Origin of the sequence: aff. Roholtiella sp. LEGE 12411, from assembly GCF_015206995.1 — a bacterium.
Taxonomy (GTDB): domain Bacteria; phylum Cyanobacteriota; class Cyanobacteriia; order Cyanobacteriales; family Nostocaceae; genus Komarekiella.
On the sequence record NZ_JADEXR010000121.1, the window covers coordinates 1 to 18,030 of the forward strand.

Sequence of the window (18,030 nt, forward strand, 5' to 3'; positions counted from 1 at the left end):
CCCCATTCCCTGTCTCTACGAGTCAGTTCACGAATCAAATCGGATTACTATATTATTCATATTATTTTTTAAAAGTCTGTTCTCCATATAACCTTTTAATTAAATCTTTATTAGATTTTATTTGTTTGTAATGATAAATTTTTATCTTACGAAAGATAATAGAATAAAAAAACATCTTATTTTGGAAAATAAATATTGATATACAGGTGAGACTCTACAAACCTTATCACCTACGTCATGCATGGTAAACGATAGAAAAACAGATAGCTGATGACTAACGTACTATGGCTGCAAGGTGGTGCTTGTTCAGGCAACACCATGTCATTTCTCAACGCTGAAGAACCGACAGTCTGCGATTTAATTGCCGACTTCGGCATTAACTTACTTTGGCATCCATCCTTGGGACTGGAACTGGGCAACAACTTACAAACACTGCTGCGGGATTGTATTTCTGGCAAAATCCCCTTAGATATCTTGGTATTTGAAGGCAGCGTTGTCAACGCCCCCAACGGTAGCGGCGAATGGAATCGTTTTGCCGATCGCCCCATGAAAGACTGGCTAGCAGACCTTTCCAAAGCTGCTAGTTTTATTGTTGCTGTGGGAGACTGTGCCACATGGGGAGGAATTCCCGCAATGTCACCTAACCCCAGCGAATCGGAAGGTTTGCAATTTCTCAAACGTCAGGAAGGCGGCTTTTTAGGTAAAGACTTCTTATCACAAGCTGGATTACCCGTAATCAACATACCCGGATGTCCCGCCCATCCCGATTGGATTACGCAGATATTAGTAGCGATCGCCACTGGACGCATAGCCGACATTGCCCTTGACGAACTGCATCGTCCTCAAACCTTCTTTAACACATATACCCAAACAGGTTGTACCCGTAACGTCCACTTTGCCTACAAAGCATCAACCGCCGAATTTGGTCAGCGTAAAGGCTGCCTATTCTACGACTTAGGTTGTCGCGGCCCCATGACCCATTCATCCTGCAACCGCATTTTATGGAACCGCGTCTCCTCCAAAACCCGCGCCGGGATGCCTTGTTTAGGTTGCACAGAACCAGAATTTCCCTTCTTTGACCTCAAACCCGGAACCGTATTTAAAACCCAAACCGTCATGGGAGTCCCGAAAGAATTACCGCCAGGAGTGAACAAAAAAGACTACGCCCTACTCACAATGGTAGCCAAAGATGCAGCACCACCTTGGGCAGAAGAAGACTTTTTTACAGTTTAGTCTAAAGTCAAGAGTCAAGAGTCAAGAGTCCAAAGTCCAAAGTCCAAAGTTAATAAATATACCTTTTAACGCTCGACCCTTGACGCTTGACGCTTGACCCTTGACCCTTGACGCTTGACCCTTGACCCTTGACAAAAAACAATGACAATTCAAACATTAGACATTTCACCTGTTGGTAGAGTTGAAGGCGATTTAGATGTCCGAGTTGATATCGAAAATGGGCGGGTAATCAACGCTTGGACACATGCCGAACTCTTCCGAGGATTTGAAGTTATCTTGCGCGGTAAAGACCCCCAAGCCGGATTAATTGTCACACCTCGAATTTGCGGTATTTGCGGCGGTTCTCACTTGACTTGTGCATCTTGGGCGTTAGATACAGCTTGGGAAACAGAAGTTCCACGCAATGCAATTTTAGCTAGAAATTTGGGTCAAATTGTCGAAACAATTCAAAGCATACCTCGATACTTTTATGGTTTGTTTGCTATCGACTTGACCAATAAAAAGTATCGCAATAGTCGTTTCTATCAAGAAGCTTGCAGACGCTTTGCCGCCTACACTGGCAAATCTTACGAAATTGGCATTACAATTTCAGCTAAACCTGTAGAGATTTATGCCCTGTTGGGCGGTCAATGGCCCCATTCTAGCTACATGGTTCCTGGTGGTGTGATGTGCGCTCCCACCCTAACAGACATTACCCGTGCCTGGTCAATTCTAGAGTATTTTCGCACTAATTGGTTAGAACCAGTGTGGTTGGGTTGTTCTTTAGAACGTTACGAACAAATTCAGACTTATGATGATTTCATGGATTGGCTGGATGAAGACCGAAATCATCGCGATTCTGACTTGGGTTTTTATTGGCGCATGGGTTTAGATATTGGTTTAGATAGATATGGCGCTGGTGTTGGTAAATACGTCACTTGGGGATATTTAGCCCACGAGGACAAATACCAAAAGCCCACCATTGAAGAACGAAATGCTGCTTTGATTATGAAAAGTGGAGTGTACGATAGTTTCACTGACACTCACACCTTAATGAATCCGTCTTTTACCCGCGAGAATACAACTCACTCCTGGTACGATGAGGGGACAGCAGACATTCATCCAAGCGATCGCACCACTAAACCCACTGCAAATAATACAAAAGATTTTGACAATGCCTATTCTTGGGCAAGTGCAGTATTGCACCAAGACTTCGGACGTTTGGAAGCAGGCCCCCTAGCGCGTCAATTAGTCGCGGGTGGCAAACATGGAGAATCTTGGCAACACTACGATGGGTTTATCTTGGATGTCTTCAAACGAATGCGTGGTGCTAGCATTCATGTACGTCAATTAGCGCGAGTTCACGAACTGGTGAAATTGTATCGCCAAGCTGAACACTGTTTGCGTGAGTTCAAATTAAATGACCCTTGGTACATCAAACCCACAGAAAAAGATGGCAAGGGTTGGGGTGCAACGGAAGCGGCGCGGGGTTCTCTGTGTCACTGGGTAGAAGTCGAGGGCGGTAAAATTAAGAATTACCAGGTAATTGCCCCCGGTACTTGGAATATCGGCCCTCGTGATGGTGAAGGTAAACGCGGGCCCATTGAAGAAGCTTTAGTAGGAACACCTATTTACGATTCTACTGACCCTGTGGAAGTTGGTCATGTGGCGCGATCGTTTGATTCTTGTTTGGTGTGTACAGTTCACGCCCACGATGCGAAGACGGGTGAAGAGTTGGCGCGTTTTCGCACTGCTTAATTGAGGATGGAAATTTAAACGCAAAGGAATCCAGAGGTACGCAGAGATTAGCTAATGGCTAGTTATCATTTAGTTAGTCATTAGCTCATCAAGTATAATTTCATGCTTGAGAATTACCATGACAACTTACCATGAATTTAGGATAATTATCCAAATCCTGCAAAAATTCTAATGGTGACATTTCAATCCAGTTTGCTTCCGCGTAAATATTCCAATTACTTTATGTCGATTGGTCACTCATCTTTAAGCAAACCATAAGCAAGTGTATTAAATATACCGTTTCGAGTTTTTGTATGCTGTCTTAAACACCCTTCTAGCTTAAATCTATTTTTCTCTAAAACCTTCATTGAAGGGATGTTGAAATCAAGAATATGAGCAGTGAGGCGGATTACTTCAAGATTATCAAACGCATATTGTATAAAGACAGAAAGCGCATCAGTTACTAATCCCTGTCCACGATACGCTTGAGATAGCCAATAACCAATCTCAGCTTTATGCTCTTTCCCAACTTTGAAGTCATCCGCGCCCATTGAACCAATCAAGTAACCTTCAGGATTGCGAATTGCAAAAGATATTTCTCTGCCTGATTTTCTCAAAAACTCTAGCCGACGCTGTATCCACCAATCTGCGGCAACTTCTGTATAGGGATAAGGGATGACAGGAATTAAATCAGAAATACTTTTGTCTTTGAGATGTTCCAAATAAGCAGCTTTATCTGTAGGGCGAATACTGGTCAAATGAAAACCATCACGGATGTTTAGTTTCATATCGGAAAGTTCTGAAAGCTGATTATTCAGTTAGTTATTAACTCATCAAGTATTACAATTGAGAACCACCTTGAAAACGTTCAGTGAATTCAGGATAATTATCCAAATCCTGCAAAGATTCTAACGGCGGCATTTCAATCCAGTGGCCTTCATTATGTAATTTGTCTACATAAGCATAAAAAGCTTCCTGGTCATCCCGATGAGCAAGAACGTAATCATGCAACTCTTTCTGACTCATGGCTTGAAAGTTAGGCTTACTCATCCTATGTACCTCCATCTTCCGTTAGGGTATATCTCTATAATATTTTCCTCACCTGCCAGAAAGAAGATATTTCCTGTCCGTTCATCCATACGAACAATATTTATAGGTAAGTAAAACTTTGTAAACCAGCAGCAAAGTATGTAGCACTGCGTTTTTTGTTCCGGTGTTGGGATAATCTCAACTCCACAATATTAATTAATGGCACGAGTATAACATTCTCTCAATTTTGGATGATTACTGACAATAGAAATTTCATCGGAAGTTTGGTTTTAGCTTGCTTTTCCTAGAGGATTGTTTTAAAGCTTGCATCAGAATTTCACCTGCACCAAACGAATTGTAGGGTGTAGGTAAGTCATAAGTTTTAAATGGTTCGAGAGGTGAAATATCTTCGTTGGTATCCAAATCTTCTGCTAAAATACGGATTAGCTTGAGTTTTTCTAGTACAGAAAGTTTCCGCACAGCAGGAAGTAGCTCAGTAAGTGTCATATTTTGCGCTCCATTTCTCCAACTAACCCCACTTACAGCTTACTGGATCTGACGTGCTTGATAAGAGTCTAAAAAATCAGAGCGATCGCTCCCCCAGTTCAGTACAACAAGCTAGTATAATTTGACTTAAGTGCATGTTAGAAGCGATCGCACTTGTCAGTAAATATTTATAACAAACTAATATTTCCGGCTTTTCCAATATCCCGGCTCTCGGCTACAGTGCATAACTGCCAGAATCAGAATGTAATCTTGTTCAATTGTGTAAAGAATACCATACGGAAACTTGCGTGTCAGACATCGCCGAACATCTTCATCAACTAAGCTACAACGATTAGGGGACTCTCTAATCTGATAAACTGCATTCTCAACAGTATTAATAAACGCTTGTGCTACTTCAGCACGTTGTTGTGCATAATACTGAACAGCTTCCGCATATTCATTCAGGGCTTCAGGGTGAAATACATACTTCATTACTCAAGCAGTCGTCTCACTTGAGCTAAAGCCTCATCTCCTGATATCGGTTGTATGGAACCACTCCTAATCTCATCTCGCCGCCTCTTGGCTTCAGTAGTCCAAGCAGCTTGAATAGTGGGATCTGTATCGAATTCCAGACTTTCAATGATTTTTTCTGCCAAAAGCACCCTCGACGCACTAGGCAAGGATAAAATTTCTTCAGTTAGTTGCTCAATTGACCGCATAGTTTGTGGCAAAAAGCTGAATTTTGCTTACAGTGTAACAACAATCTAACATGGCGGCAGGCTAAACCTTGTGTCATGAATCGAGTTTTGGCCAGAGGCGATGAGCTACGCCGACAATAAGACTAAGCTTAGTTTAGAGACTTAGTTTAATCTCATGGAAACCGTAAATATTCATCAAGCTAAAACAAATCTTTATATTATGCCATGATTAGAAATACTAAAGGCATAAAGGAAAAGTTTATGACTATTACTATAGAAGCTGTTTACGAACAGGGGGTACTCAGGCTATCACAGCCAATTCCATTAGCTGAGGGAACTCACGTTGAAGTCACTGTCATTGCAACTGAGGCTAAACCTAAAAACAAAACTCCTAAAGAAATTCTGGCAGAAATCGCTGCCATGCCCCTAGAAGCTAGCAATGATGAATTCTCTGGTCGTGATCACGATAGGATTCTTTATCCTCCGTATAGCGCAACATGATCTTAGTAGATACAAGTGCCTGGTTTGCTAGCATCGTTCCTTCAGATACCGAGCATCAGGCAGCATCTTCATGGGTTAGTCAGAATACTAAACCATTGTTAACAACAGATTACATTATCGATGAAACCCTAACCGTGTTGGCAATGCGATCGCTAGAAATTACAGCTTCGGCGATCGCATTTGCTATTTTGGCGATCGCATTTGCTATTTCGGCGACCTCATTTGCTATTTCGGCGATCGCATTTGCTATTTTGGCGATCGCATTTGCTATTTCGGCGGACTCATTTGCTATTTCGGCGATCGCATTTGCTATTTCGGCGATCGCATTTGCTATTTCGGCGGACTCATTTGCTATTTTAGCGAGGGTGTTTTGTAGTACAGAGGACTTCAATACTCTCTTACCAAAAGAGATTTAATTACCCTCCAGAAGCACTACCGAGAAACAGACTTAACAACGCTCTATTAAAAAGTAGCCAATCTAACCAAAACACAATATGAAGAATTGCGATCGCCCAAAACACAACTTGATAAGAAAGTTTGCTGCTTTTATGATGTAATTTCTGTTGAGCAATGAACGCACCTAACCAACCACCCATCAATTCGCATAAATGCAAAGTCTTCTCTGGTACTCTCCACCGTCCTTGTTTTGCACGAGATTTATCGTCAGCGTAGAGCCTAAAGGTAATTAAACTCATAATAGGATAAAGGATAAGCGGAATTGGATTGCCAGTAGTTAGTGCAAGATTAATTGAACCCAACCCAGGTAATAGAGATAGAAGCAACGTTTTTAATGCTAATGATGAAGATATCACCATAGACTTGGATGTAAATTTCGTCGGTGCGGTATAAGATGAAGACTGACCTATAGGTTTGGATTTAACCCCTTGAATCGATGCATTACACGCGCGTAATTTGTTGTCTTTATTAACTGTGAGTTCATAACAAATGAAATCACCAACTTGGGGACGATAATTAACGTCTTTAAATGCTGTGATGTGAAGAAAGACTTCTTGACCACCATTGCTGGGTTGTATGAAACCAAACCCCCGGTCATCTTTCCATATCGTTAGTTGTCCTTTATGTAAAACAGGTTTCATGAACAAGTTGTTTATCTATACTTGTTTTCTAGTGTGCCCCTATTTACACAAAGAGATAACACCAGTTTAACCTTTGGATTTGGAATACTTGTTCACAGACTATGGCAGAACTATTGTACCTATTTTGAAAGCTCTTTGCAGGTGGGGACAAAAATACCTAAAGCGAGTGATTCTGATGGAAAAGATTAAGCTTGTGGGCGATATTTTTTATTCAAAACTCGTAGCGTACCACACTAAAACTTATAGAAACATTGCGTTAGGCTTGCTTTAATGCACTCCAACAAAACTGAAATTTACCCGGTAAGCTTGTGTCTGATTTAGCGCTACATACATATCTTCCTCGCCTTCCCGAAGCAGCATTACAAGAGTTTACAGAATGGTGCGTTTTAGAACAGGCAAAAGCCGCAGGATGTAATTTTACTCCAGATAGAAGTAAGTTAGAAAATTTGCCCCCAGCAGACTATCTCCCGAAACTTATTGATCAGTTCATGAAAGTTAAACCAGACCCAATTAAGGCAGGTTTAGTAGCAGCGATCGCTGGTAAAGAAACTGACAAACATGCTTTATCTGGTTTAGCAGTTGTAGCCGATTTTGTCTCGCTTTATGTCAAGTATTTAATTCCTAAAGAGGGTATGACTCCAGAAGATGCAGAAGCGATATTAACTAAAGCATCGCAACATCAGCGTGAGAAACTAACTGAAATTGCCAAAAAACATGGTATAGAATTATAGTTTTTAATTGAAAATTTTTCAGAGGCTTTGGTTGATGATACAACCAAAGCCTCTGTTGAGAGCAACCGCTTAACATCTCATCTACAACTTTTACCTACCTTTGATTTAATGAAAACCGTCGTATCTCATTGGCGGTTTCTTTCTTTAAATCTATCGGTTTAATATCGGTTAGTTCTTGCCAAACTACATTAATTGGCATTAGAACTCCATTAACACCTGCACTGATGTATGGATACTTTTCACTCGCGGAGTCACTATTAATAGTCCACTGCCCATTTTTTCTATGCCTTATAACCTCACCTACATAAGCTACTAAGTTATCATACAAATCAATTTGTACTTTCTCGATTTCATAAGCTTCAGCTTTTTTAGATACAACATCCAAGCTCATGTATGAAAAATCAAGCTGAGTATGAGTAATTCGTAACTTTTCTGCAAGCTCATTAATTAAATCATCAATTTCATTAACAATTTCTATTTTATGCTTTGAGTAATATCTCCAATGAGAAACAGAGTTAGCTCGATTATTTGCAATATCTTCTCTTACTCTTTGTGTCCATTGGACACGTTTCAAAAAATATTCTTTTGCAAAAATATCACCTTTGCCAGGAATACTATATCCTTTGGGGTCAAAAACGAATAAGAATCTGTTGTTTGGTAGTTCATAGACTAGGGGTTGATTTTTATATCCAGTTGAATACGTTTCCTCAAAAAAGTTTGTAAATTCTTCGTGTAGCTTTCCTTCAGATTCAATCAACTTTTGAACTTGTTTTTTCGTCAAACGCCTATTGTTGAGAGAGTTTTTGTGTCCCATCGTTGATAATAAACTTTAACTGAGTTCCTTTTGTTTAATACACCTCATCATGATTACCAATATCAACAAATACGACATTCCCAGACTCAGTAAAATAAAACAATACTCTCTCGTCGTAATCGACCTTAAAACTCCAGAACTCGTTAAGCTTGCCTGATAATTTATGAGTTTTCAAGCTTTGATCAAATGGGTCTATTACAAATTGCTCTACTTTTTGCCAGAACCTTGTTTCTAAATCTACATTTCCCTTAATTCGCTTTTTAAAGGCACGTCGGAATGAAGAACTAAAACTAACTTCTATCATTACTCTTCTATCATTTGTCTTAGCTCATTAATATTGGAGGAAAACTTTAGCTCGCCGTTTTGGTTTTCTACCTGTGCTGCCTTAAAGTTTTCATATATTTCTTCTCGACGTTCTTCTCGTAGATACTGCTTGAGTAGCAATTGAATTTCTTGCTTTTCATCAAAAGAAAGACTTTTGATTGCCTCGACTACATCACTGAAACTCATAATCTGAAATCCTCTGTAGTGCTTACACGTTCAATTTAACACGATGATTGTTTTTCAGTATGCTCATTTAAAAGTGATCGCCCCTAATCAATACTGAACTAAAACGCGATCGCCTACCAAAAACCTTTGCTTGTAATATTAGACTTAACCTACTCTATACCAGTACTCATAGATTGGCTTATAGCCGATTCAGATATGGCAACAAGTGCCTACTTAGTAGCTGAATTTGCAACTGCTTAAACAATTAAATCTCGTCCCATGCTAACTATTATCGGTTGCGGTAATCTCAATCGCAGTGACGACGCCGTAGGCGTAATCATCGCTCAACGCTTACAAAAATATCTAGCTGAAAATCCTCATCCTAATGTGCGAGTTTATGACTGTGGAACCGCAGGGATGGAAGTGATGTTTCAAGCTAGAGGTAGTAAACAATTAGTAATTATTGATGCAAGTTCAACTGGTTCGCAACCGGGTGCTGTATTTAAAGTCCCTGGAAAAGAACTAGAGGTTTTACCGGAACCTACTTATAACTTGCATGGTTTTCGTTGGGATAATGCTTTAGCCGCCGGACGGAAAATCTTTCAAAATGACTTTCCTCAAGAGGTGACAGTTTATTTAATTGAGGCTGCAAATCTTGGTTTGGGATTAGAGTTAAGTCCTGCTATCAAACATTCTGCTGATTTGGTTTTTGAAGAAGTAGTTGCACTTATCAGACAGAATATCAACTTTTAATTAACAATCCAAAATTGAATCAGGCCCAATCCCGATAAACAGAGAGTTCATCTACCCTCATTTCAAAGGGTACGCCTTGGCTTTCTGGTGGACAGACACGAATTTTAGCACTGCTGATAATTCCGTAGAGTAATGTCCCCATTGGCACAATTTTTTGCAAAATACGCCAGTTAGTAACTTGATCTGGGCATTCAATTACTAATGTCATCGCATTAGCATGAGTTGTGACATACCAGCGACAACTAGATAAGAGATTTTGAATCGTGCGATCGCAAGCCTCATAGAAGTATTTGCTAATAGAATACTCTAGTTGCTGCCGTAGTATAATATCCGCAGATGTTGGTTGTATAGGATGTGAGTCATCACTATTAAAGTAATACATCTTTCTAGTCATTTCTCTTCAGGTTCCTACTTATATTCCAATGGCAATTCCATAGAGGACATCTTTATTTGTTTCTAATAATTCCTTGGTGTCATCATCATAGTAAGCACCAATTCCACTACACTGAACTCCCAAATAATTACTAGTTAGATAAACTCTATGTCCTAGAAAACCAGCTATTTGCATAGCAGTTTGATCATTTAGATAATCAGACACAAAAAATAAAGTTACAGTACAATCTCTGGCGATGGCTGCGCCAACGTCTTCTCTGCGAGACGCTTCGCGAACGGCGAACGCTTGATTAATGCATAAGTAACCTGTCTTTTCACTAAAATCACCTGCTTTCAGCAGATGTGTACCTTGATATAATCCAGCTAACATTCCATCTACTCGATGCACAACCGAGTAAATTTCCATCTCCTCATAATTCTCTGTTGGTATTGGCTGCTCAAGTTGCTGCAATATATATAAATAATCTTCTTGAAAAATGAACTGTTTCCGGAAACGTCTAATAGAACGTCTATTCCAAACAGTTTGATAAAACTTATCCTTGTCAAAGTTAAACGCAGGCTGTACTAACTTCTGCTGGTTTTAAGTTCGTAGTAAGGACTTTAGTCCTTACTACAAACAAAAAATTGAGATTTTTGTGACACTTGCGTAAGTTTGTCTGGAACTTCTTTTTAAGCGAGTAAGATAATGCCACACTAAAAAATCAAATTACTCAGTGTAAAGCTATTAGCATTAAAGTTGCTTAGTGTGACTAAATTACTGAAACTGGCGCTGACATCAACGCCATCAGTGTCAATTTGGATGAGAGTATTTGATCTGGACTGTATACCTCGGATATAACCATCACCAATCGGATTTGCACCTGTGTAGTTCAAGCTAGTCAACAGAGCATGTACTACTAACACATCATCCGTGCTGCTAAAGTCGTTAATGGTATCAACCCCTTCACCCAAACTAGCAAAGACAAATCGATCATTGCCAGTGCCACCGATTAAGCGATCGCTACCAGTACCGCCAACAAGTATATCATTACCAGCACCACCAGTAAGGGTGTCATTTGCATTACCGCCATCGAGGGTGTCGTTTCCATCACCACCATTGAGGGTATCATTGTCGTCACCACCAAATAAGTTATTATTCCCGCTGTTACCTGTAATGGTATTTTTCAAAGTATTACCAGTACCATCAATGGCGTTAGTGCCAGTTAAGACCAGATTGTCAACGTTATCTCCTAGTGTGAAACTAAAGCTGACACGGACAGTATCGGTTCCCTCATTCGCCAGTTCTGTAATTTGGTCGCTGCTGTTATCGACATAGTAAGTATCGTTGCCAACACCGCCAATCATTGTGTCATTGCCAACACCGCCATCTAAGAAATCATTACCTGCGCCACCATCAAGGGTATCATTACCTGCATTTCCTCTGAGGGTATCATTTTCATCACCGCCAAACAGGTTGTTATCAGCAATGTTTCCAGTGATGCTGTTTTTCAAATTATTCCCAGTACCATTAATCGCATCAGTACCTGTGAGAATTAGGTTCTCTAAATTATCGCCCAGTATCCAGGTAACACTAGCACGGACAGTATCGGTTCCCTCATTCGCCAGTTCTGTAATTTGGTCGCTGCTGTTATCGACATAGTAGGTATCGTTGCCAACACTGCCAATCATTGTGTCATTGCCAACACCGCCATCTAAGGAATCATTACCTGCGCCACCATCAAGAGTGTCATTACCTGCATTCCCTCTGAGAGTATCATTTTCATCACCGCCAAACAGGTTGTTATCAGCAACGTTTCCAGTGATGCTGTTTTTCAAATTATTCCCAGTACCATTAATGGCGTTACTACCCGTCAAAATCAGATTTTCGATATTTTCACCCAAGCTGTAGCTAATATTGGAGCGAACAGTATCAGTTCCTTCATCGAGGTTTTCGATGACTTGATCGCCACTGTTATCTACAGCATACGTGTCATTGCCTAACCCTCCGATCATGGTATCTATGCCAGTACCACCATGGAGGATGTCGTTTCCGGCTAAACCAAACAAGGTGTCATTGCCGCCTAAGCCTTGGATGTTGTCATTATCGGGTGTACCAGTCAAGGTATTGTTGGCTGCCGTCCCGACAATATTATTAATGAGATTGGTAATATTCAGTGCAAATGTATCGCTGATGCTGGCGTTGCTGCTGTCGGTGGCTCTGATTGTAATGTTGAGTGTACCTGCATTGGCGTTGGTTGGTGTGCCGCTAAAGGTACGGGTAGCTGGGTTAAAGGTCAGCCAAGTTGGTAATACATTACCATTTTCTAATGTGGCTGTGTAGGTGAGTGTGTCGCCTACATCAATGTCGTTGAATGTATTGGCAGGAATGGTCAAATTAAAGGCTGTATCTTGTGTGGCTCTGACATCAGCGATCGCCACACCCAATATCGGCGCATCATTAGTATTAGCAACACTCAGAGTAAAGGTATCGTTGACACTTGAGGCTGAGTTATCAGTTGCAGTAACTTTAATGCTCAGTGCTGTCACATCATTATTAGCAGGAGTACCACTAAATGTGCGAGTTGCTGCATCAAAGGTTAGCCAAGTTGGTAATGCGTCACCGTTCTCTAATGTGGCGGTGTAAGTGAGTGTATCTCCTGCATCACTATCCGAGAATGTGTTTTCTGGAATAGCGAAGGTAAAGGCGGTATCTTCTGTGGCAGTTTGGTCTGCGATCGCAATCCCTAAAATCGGTGTATCGTTGACTGGATTAACGGTAATGTTGAAAGTGGTGTTAGAAACCGCACCTCCTGCACCATCGGCAACGGTAAAGCTGAAATTGTCGCTAGTGGTTTCACTGCCATTGTGGGTATAATTTAGTAGGTTACTATCGATGTCTGCTTGGGTGAAGGTATCGTTAATTGCTAACGTTAAATTGTTGCGTAAAAGTGTGCCGTTATCTGGTATGTCCGTTAAGGTGTAAGTAACTTGGGTGGTGCTCTTGTCAACATCTGTAACTTGAAGTTGCGTATTGGCGATCGCACCTGTAGCTTGTTCATTGAGGGTTAAACCCTGATTCAGCGCCAGGACAGGGGGAACATTAGCACCAAGAATTTGGATGGTGGCTTGAGCAGTGCTAGGAACGGCTTGACTATTGCCTGCGTTGTCACGGGCGACACTGTAGAAGGCGTAAGTGTGACCGGGTTCGCCTATGTAGCTGGCTTCGGTGAGGGTGGTGTTTTCTAGCCAGGGAGTGAAGGGGCTACCGTTGTCGGAGACGTAGATGGTGTAGTTGGCTAGGGCTGAACCGTTGCTGTCATCGCTACCTGACCAGTTTACTAGGAATTCTGCGGTGTCTGTGGTAGATGGTAGTGCATTAATTGTACTGCTGGGTGTCCCTGCGTCGATGGTGTTGAAGATGGGCGGTGTGTCAATGGGTTCTTCGGTGTCAAAGACAATTCGCGCCTCAGCGTCAATTACTGCTCCTGTTTGCACATCTCGACGGGTGCGGATACTGTAGTTGACAAAGCCATCACCAGCACCATCTTCATTGTTGGGGGGTAGGAAACCTGCTAGGGCATCCTCTGGGATTTCTCCGGTTTCTGGGTCAATGGTGGTAATTGTCCAGAAGGCTTCACCTGTGGTGATATCGATACCTGCGCTGACATCTACATAGTAGCCTTTGGTGGCGGTGAAGTCTAGGCGATCGTTGTAGAAGGCGCGGTTGTCGGGTACGTCGAAGAAGAGGTCGCCCCAGCCGAAGTCGCCGACGCGGTAGGTGCGGAAGTCGAGGTCGGGGTCTAGTTGTTGGGTGATGACGACTTGTTGGGCGGGTGCTGTGGCGCTGGCTTGGTTCTCAAAGCGGATGGTGTAGGGGAGGGTGGAGGAGGCGGTGATCCATTTTTCTTCACCAAAGCCGGCGGGTCCGAGGATGTCGTTGGGGTCAATGGCGCGGATGATGGGGACTGTGCCGCTTTGACCCCCACCGGAACTACCGGAACCGCCTGAACCACCAGAGCCACCATTAGGTGGCTCTGGCAACCTAAATGTGACTGTAAAAGGAGTATCATCTATCCGCACTACTGGTACAGGTGCAGGATCATCTATCCGTACTACTGGTACAGGTGCAGGATCATATATAGGTACTACTGGTGTAGCTGGTGGAAAGTTATTAATAGTTGCATTATTACCAGATTGAACATTTACAATTCCACCATCAGAGTTATAAAGTGTAATATTTTTGGCATCATCTTCTTTATTACTATCTTTAATTTGATAATATAAAGATATTCCCTGAAGCACTAAAGCTGCTCCAGCAATCACTATAGGAACTATAATTACCAAACCAAACTTCCCTGTGGGATCAACAAACGTCAGTGGATTATTATTGACATATCTGTAAAAGTTAGTATCACCTGCTGACAATCCTAGTGGATCTTCAGAATTGAATCTACCTATTCCATTGTCGTAATATCTCGCCCGCATGAAATCAAGACCATTCCCCTCATCCATCACCCCCCATTGCCCAACATACTCAAAGGGGTTAGAAACAGTCTCAACTTTTGTTAAATCCTCGCCAAAAGGTAAATAACTGTAGCTATTAACATAACTTCCCGTAGCCCCTGTCAATCCTACAGTAGAACCAATCGCATCGTTATCATAATAATTGACAGCATTTGTCCCATCAACTCGGCTAACTAACCCTAAACCATGCGTATAGGCAGCAACTAAACTCCCTGAACCATCATATTCACCCACTACATTCCCTAAGCCTGTCGGGTCGAGTAAATATTCAGTGCGTTGACCATTATGAACACTAGCAATTCTATTTCCTAAAGCATCATATTCATAACTCCAAGTACCATCAGGAGTAGTGACACCAATCAGGCGATTTTCTACATCATAAGTAAAGGTAGAAGTAGCACCATTTTCAGTTTTACTAATTAAATTGCCATCTGCATCATAGCTATAAGTCGCGTCACCAGCAGAGGTGTATTGATTGAGATTATTGCCACTATAATTAGTAGTTACATCACTATCTTTAACAGAAATGCGATTTCCCGCCGCATCATAGCGATATTCAATCGTGCGTCCATTTGGAAGTTCTACGAAGGTTAATTGACCAGTAGCATCATAACCGTAATTCGTCGTTCCCTCTAATGTTGTAGCACTGGTGCGACGACCCACTTGATCATAAGTGTAATCAAAGCGAGAATTAACTGTTTCGTCAGCAGCATAGTTAACTAAACTCAGCAGTTGTCCCGCCGGATCATAGCTATAGGTGGTATAAGTTCCATTACCATTAGTTTCTCGTACCAAACGCCCAGTTAGTTCATAACTATAAGTAACAATTGCAGCGTTATTACCATCAGTTAAACCCTGTAGTTGTCCATCAGCATCATAGCTGTAATTAACCGTCGAGCCATTTTGGTCTGTCAACTGACTGCGACGACCCGCCGTATCATAGCTATACTCAACAAAACGCCCATCTTCTTGTGTTGCTTTAGTCAGCCTATCCGCCGCATCGTAAGTATAAGTAACGCTGCTATCAGCATCAGTCGCAGAAAGTAAATTACCCCGACTATCATAAGTAAAGGTGGCGTTAGTTCCATCGCCATAGTCTTTACGGGTTAATAATCCTTGACTATTGTAAGTGGATTCAATATTTTGATTGCGACGATTAACAGAAAGGGTAATATTTCCCTCACTATCAACACTGAAGGTTTCTCGACTATCATCTGCATAGATGATTGAGTTTAAATTACCTTGGGTATCGTAACCATAGGTAATGGGATTTCCCCGCTGATCTTTGAGTGTTAACAGGTTATTGAATTGAGAATCATAGGTAAATTCAACTTCCTGTCCTAAAGCATCAACACTCTTGATTAAATTCCCTCGATTATCATAGCTAAAGACAGAGGTCGTGCCATTGGGAGCAATTTGTTGAATCAGGTTGCCTTGTGCATCATACTGATATTGAATGCGTCGCCCTAAAGCATCTTCTGATTGAGCAACTTGTCCTAACTCATTAAGGAATACCTGAGACTTTACTCCTGTTGCATCAGTTATAGTAATACCCGTGCTTGTGTCATAGCTATAGCTGGCTTGAGGGGTACCATTGAGACTTTCTTGAATTAACCGCCCTTGGGTATCATAGTCAAAGCTAAGAACTGTACCGTCTGTTTGGGTAAGGGAACGCAGGGCATTTTTTACGGACAGGCTATCACTGTCATCGTAGGTGTAAGATACTGTTCCTTGGGCGTTAGCGACACTCAGCAGATATTCACCACTAATATCATAGGTGTAATTAGTAATTTGACCCGTTGCATCTGTTAACTGGCTAATGCGTCCCTGTGGATTGTAGGTGAAGGTAAAGAAATCACCATTGGAATGAGTTAAACTGGTCAAGCGATTATCAGTGTAACCTGCGGTGATGCGATCGCTGTTAAGGTCTTCTACATAATCCAGTTTGCCATCTAAACGGAATGCAAAAACTGTCCCGTTACTCTCCCGTAGCTGATAGGTATTACGTACTAAAAACAGAGTAGCATAATCTCCTGTTTGCCCTTTGTAACTGCCATCTGTTTGTTTTTCAAACGTGCGAACACTCCCCGATTGTTGGATAATCACATTATCTTGTTCATCAGCAAGGGCGGTAATATTCCAACTATTAGTCCAACCGTAACCAAACTCTCCTAATGTCAACCGTCCATCAAAGGAAGATTGGAAAGAACGCCCAATACCAAGGGTTAATCCAGGAGTTGGGGAACTATCATCAACCGCGCTGATTAAGGTGTTCCCCAAAAGAATATTACTTGCTTGTTGTATTTCTGCTGCAAGCAACACAGAAATATCACTAATTGGTTTTCCTTGTTGACTGAAGGTGTTAGCATTATCTGCAATTGTGGCTAAATACTCTCCAGTTGTTTGCCCCACAGAAGCAATAAAGTTACTCCAAATTCCATTCCATGCCTCTTGTGAAATGTAACTAGGACGAGAACTTTCTTTGATAGTTGACCAATCGAGAGACTCATCTCCTTCAGTAAGACTCTGTAAGTCAAATAAAACGCTATTTCCTCCACCAACAGTAGGTTTAAAGACAAGGGAAAAACTACCCCGTTCACCAGGAGAAAGAATTCCCGCCGGGCCTTCTGAACCCACAGCTAGAAATTGATAATTAGGAGTTAAATCGCCGTTAGTTAGTTGTAAGTTAGCATTTTCAGTATTCAGAGTCAGTATAGGAGAAAGAATATCCGTTTCTCCTGTATTGGCATAATTGATGGTAACAACTCCATTCTGTCCAGGTCTTAAAGCACTGGGGAGGTCTAATTGAGTTGCCAGATTACCAACAGCCCCCGTTGTCACAGTGAAAGCATCATCTAAAATCGCTGTCTGATTACTATTATTTACTTTGACATTATAAGCGCCAATATTTAGCCCTTGGAGGTCAAAGGTTGCCCATAATTCAGTGCTATCTTTCCACCAAACCTTAGTCGCTTGAAGTTGCGTTTCATCTGTTCCAACTAAGCTGACAACATCATTGGCTGTAAATTTCGCCCCTGAAATCTTAACAGTGGTTTGTCCTTTATTGCTGCCACGATTTGTTCCTAAACTGCTGATAGAAAAGTCTAAAACATCAGCTTCAATGTTGTAATTAGCAGTTCCACCACCGACATCAGTGCCATAGGCAAGAATATAGTAAGTTCCGCCGCGAGTGCTGGGAATGACCACCTCTTGGTCTGGAGATAACGCATCTGAAAATGCTACATCAAACTCACTGCGACTCGGCATATCGCCGTAACGAATGTACAACTCATTCGCCGCCGTAGTCGAAGCACTATCAAATTTCACCCGCAGTGTCTCACCCGCAGCTACATCAACTTTGTAATAAACCGCTTGTCCTTGTGCCAAACTGCCAGTATCCGCAGTTCCCAAATCTAATCGTTCCGCATCAGCATTAAATTGGTCTAGAGAAGCACTGAGATTATTACTTTCATTCGACTCAGGAATTTGATTGCGAATATCGCTCTTGACGATCGCATAATAATCACCAGGAAGTACACCAGGCAATGCTGCACTTAGAGTTTCACTATAACTACCACCAATAGCCA

The 18,030-nt window shown here is 41.7% G+C and carries 18 protein-coding genes and 1 pseudogene; 7 read left to right on the forward strand and 12 right to left on the reverse strand.

The window, feature by feature from the left end; all coding sequences use genetic code 11:
- Positions 1 to 270: 270 nt before the first annotated feature.
- The gene (locus IQ246_RS21780; RefSeq protein WP_194005424.1) at positions 271 to 1,233 is read left to right on the forward strand and encodes a hydrogenase small subunit; all 963 of its coding nucleotides are present in this window, start codon (positions 271 to 273) and stop codon (positions 1,231 to 1,233) included.
- 141 nt (positions 1,234 to 1,374) lie between these two features.
- Entirely contained in the window at positions 1,375 to 2,970 is a 1,596-nt protein-coding gene (locus IQ246_RS21785) for a nickel-dependent hydrogenase large subunit (RefSeq protein ID WP_194005425.1), read from the forward strand.
- A gap of 233 nt (positions 2,971 to 3,203) precedes the next feature.
- Here IQ246_RS21785 and IQ246_RS21790 read toward each other — a convergent pair whose 3' ends face one another.
- The 5 genes from IQ246_RS21790 to IQ246_RS21810 all read right to left on the reverse strand — a co-directional run bounded on the left by IQ246_RS21790 (position 3,204) and on the right by IQ246_RS21810 (position 5,183).
- Positions 3,204 to 3,737, reverse strand: coding sequence for a GNAT family N-acetyltransferase (locus IQ246_RS21790; RefSeq protein WP_194005426.1), 534 nt, complete (start codon positions 3,735 to 3,737; stop codon positions 3,204 to 3,206).
- Positions 3,738 to 3,789: 52 nt separating this feature from the next.
- Positions 3,790 to 3,999, reverse strand: a complete 210-nt coding sequence (locus tag IQ246_RS21795; protein WP_194005427.1) for a hypothetical protein — start codon at positions 3,997 to 3,999, stop codon at positions 3,790 to 3,792.
- 252 nt (positions 4,000 to 4,251) lie between these two features.
- Positions 4,252 to 4,485, reverse strand: a complete 234-nt coding sequence (locus IQ246_RS21800; protein ID WP_194005428.1) for a hypothetical protein — start codon at positions 4,483 to 4,485, stop codon at positions 4,252 to 4,254.
- A gap of 177 nt (positions 4,486 to 4,662) precedes the next feature.
- Entirely contained in the window at positions 4,663 to 4,956 is a 294-nt protein-coding gene (locus IQ246_RS21805; RefSeq protein ID WP_194005429.1) for a type II toxin-antitoxin system RelE/ParE family toxin, read from the reverse strand.
- Positions 4,956 to 5,183 (reverse strand): addiction module protein, encoded by a 228-nt coding sequence (locus IQ246_RS21810; protein WP_194005440.1) that lies wholly within the window; start codon positions 5,181 to 5,183, stop codon positions 4,956 to 4,958. The genes IQ246_RS21805 and IQ246_RS21810 overlap by 1 nt, the downstream gene beginning before the upstream one ends.
- 240 nt (positions 5,184 to 5,423) lie before the next feature.
- Here IQ246_RS21810 and IQ246_RS21815 point away from each other — a divergent pair, with 240 nt between their 5' ends.
- Together IQ246_RS21815 and IQ246_RS21820 are read left to right on the forward strand one after the other, a co-directional pair.
- Positions 5,424 to 5,663, forward strand: coding sequence for an antitoxin family protein (locus IQ246_RS21815; protein ID WP_194005430.1), 240 nt, complete (start codon positions 5,424 to 5,426; stop codon positions 5,661 to 5,663).
- Positions 5,660 to 6,079 carry a hypothetical protein gene (locus IQ246_RS21820; RefSeq protein ID WP_194005431.1) on the forward strand — a complete coding sequence of 140 codons (420 nt, stop codon included), beginning with the start codon at positions 5,660 to 5,662 and terminating at the stop codon, positions 6,077 to 6,079. Before IQ246_RS21815 ends, IQ246_RS21820 begins: the two co-directional genes overlap by 4 nt.
- On the opposite strand, the gene IQ246_RS21825 is transcribed toward IQ246_RS21820, so the two are convergent.
- Positions 6,080 to 6,760, reverse strand: coding sequence for a DUF1294 domain-containing protein (locus tag IQ246_RS21825; RefSeq protein ID WP_194005432.1), 681 nt, complete (start codon positions 6,758 to 6,760; stop codon positions 6,080 to 6,082).
- A gap of 79 nt (positions 6,761 to 6,839) precedes the next feature.
- On the opposite strand from IQ246_RS21825, the gene IQ246_RS31340 reads away from it, so the two are divergent.
- Together IQ246_RS31340 and IQ246_RS21835 are read left to right on the forward strand one after the other, a co-directional pair.
- A complete protein-coding gene (locus IQ246_RS31340; RefSeq protein WP_370588534.1) occupies positions 6,840 to 7,031 on the forward strand; it encodes a winged helix-turn-helix transcriptional regulator in 192 nt (63 codons plus the stop codon).
- Positions 7,032 to 7,068: 37 nt separating this feature from the next.
- A complete protein-coding gene (locus IQ246_RS21835; RefSeq protein ID WP_194005434.1) occupies positions 7,069 to 7,491 on the forward strand; it encodes an ANTAR domain-containing protein in 423 nt (140 codons plus the stop codon).
- A gap of 94 nt (positions 7,492 to 7,585) precedes the next feature.
- Here the strand turns inward: IQ246_RS21835 and IQ246_RS21840 are convergent, their stop codons facing one another.
- Genes IQ246_RS21840 through IQ246_RS21850 form a run of 3 tightly spaced genes read right to left on the reverse strand, consistent with a single transcriptional unit; the run spans position 7,586 to position 8,815 of the window.
- Entirely contained in the window at positions 7,586 to 8,305 is a 720-nt protein-coding gene (locus IQ246_RS21840) for a hypothetical protein (RefSeq protein ID WP_194005435.1), read from the reverse strand.
- Between the two features lie 34 nt (positions 8,306 to 8,339).
- Positions 8,340 to 8,609 carry a type II toxin-antitoxin system YafQ family toxin gene (locus tag IQ246_RS21845; RefSeq protein ID WP_208492246.1) on the reverse strand — a complete coding sequence of 90 codons (270 nt, stop codon included), beginning with the start codon at positions 8,607 to 8,609 and terminating at the stop codon, positions 8,340 to 8,342.
- Entirely contained in the window at positions 8,609 to 8,815 is a 207-nt protein-coding gene (locus IQ246_RS21850; protein WP_194005436.1) for a hypothetical protein, read from the reverse strand. The genes IQ246_RS21845 and IQ246_RS21850 overlap by 1 nt, the downstream gene beginning before the upstream one ends.
- 258 nt (positions 8,816 to 9,073) lie before the next feature.
- On the opposite strand from IQ246_RS21850, the gene IQ246_RS21855 reads away from it, so the two are divergent.
- Positions 9,074 to 9,547: a hydrogenase maturation protease gene (locus IQ246_RS21855; protein WP_194005437.1), complete on the forward strand. Its 474-nt coding sequence runs from the start codon at positions 9,074 to 9,076 to the stop codon at positions 9,545 to 9,547.
- Between the two features lie 19 nt (positions 9,548 to 9,566).
- On the opposite strand, the gene IQ246_RS21860 is transcribed toward IQ246_RS21855, so the two are convergent.
- The 3 genes and pseudogenes from IQ246_RS21860 to IQ246_RS21870 all read right to left on the reverse strand — a co-directional run bounded on the left by IQ246_RS21860 (position 9,567) and on the right by IQ246_RS21870 (position 17,989).
- Positions 9,567 to 9,941 carry a hypothetical protein gene (locus IQ246_RS21860; RefSeq protein ID WP_194005438.1) on the reverse strand — a complete coding sequence of 125 codons (375 nt, stop codon included), beginning with the start codon at positions 9,939 to 9,941 and terminating at the stop codon, positions 9,567 to 9,569.
- An 18-nt stretch (positions 9,942 to 9,959) separates the two neighbouring features.
- Positions 9,960 to 10,517: pseudogene (locus tag IQ246_RS21865) on the reverse strand (SagB/ThcOx family dehydrogenase); the annotation flags it as partial.
- 116 nt (positions 10,518 to 10,633) lie between these two features.
- The gene (locus IQ246_RS21870; protein WP_208492247.1) at positions 10,634 to 17,989 is read right to left on the reverse strand and encodes a putative Ig domain-containing protein; all 7,356 of its coding nucleotides are present in this window, start codon (positions 17,987 to 17,989) and stop codon (positions 10,634 to 10,636) included.
- Positions 17,990 to 18,030: the final 41 nt, after the last annotated feature.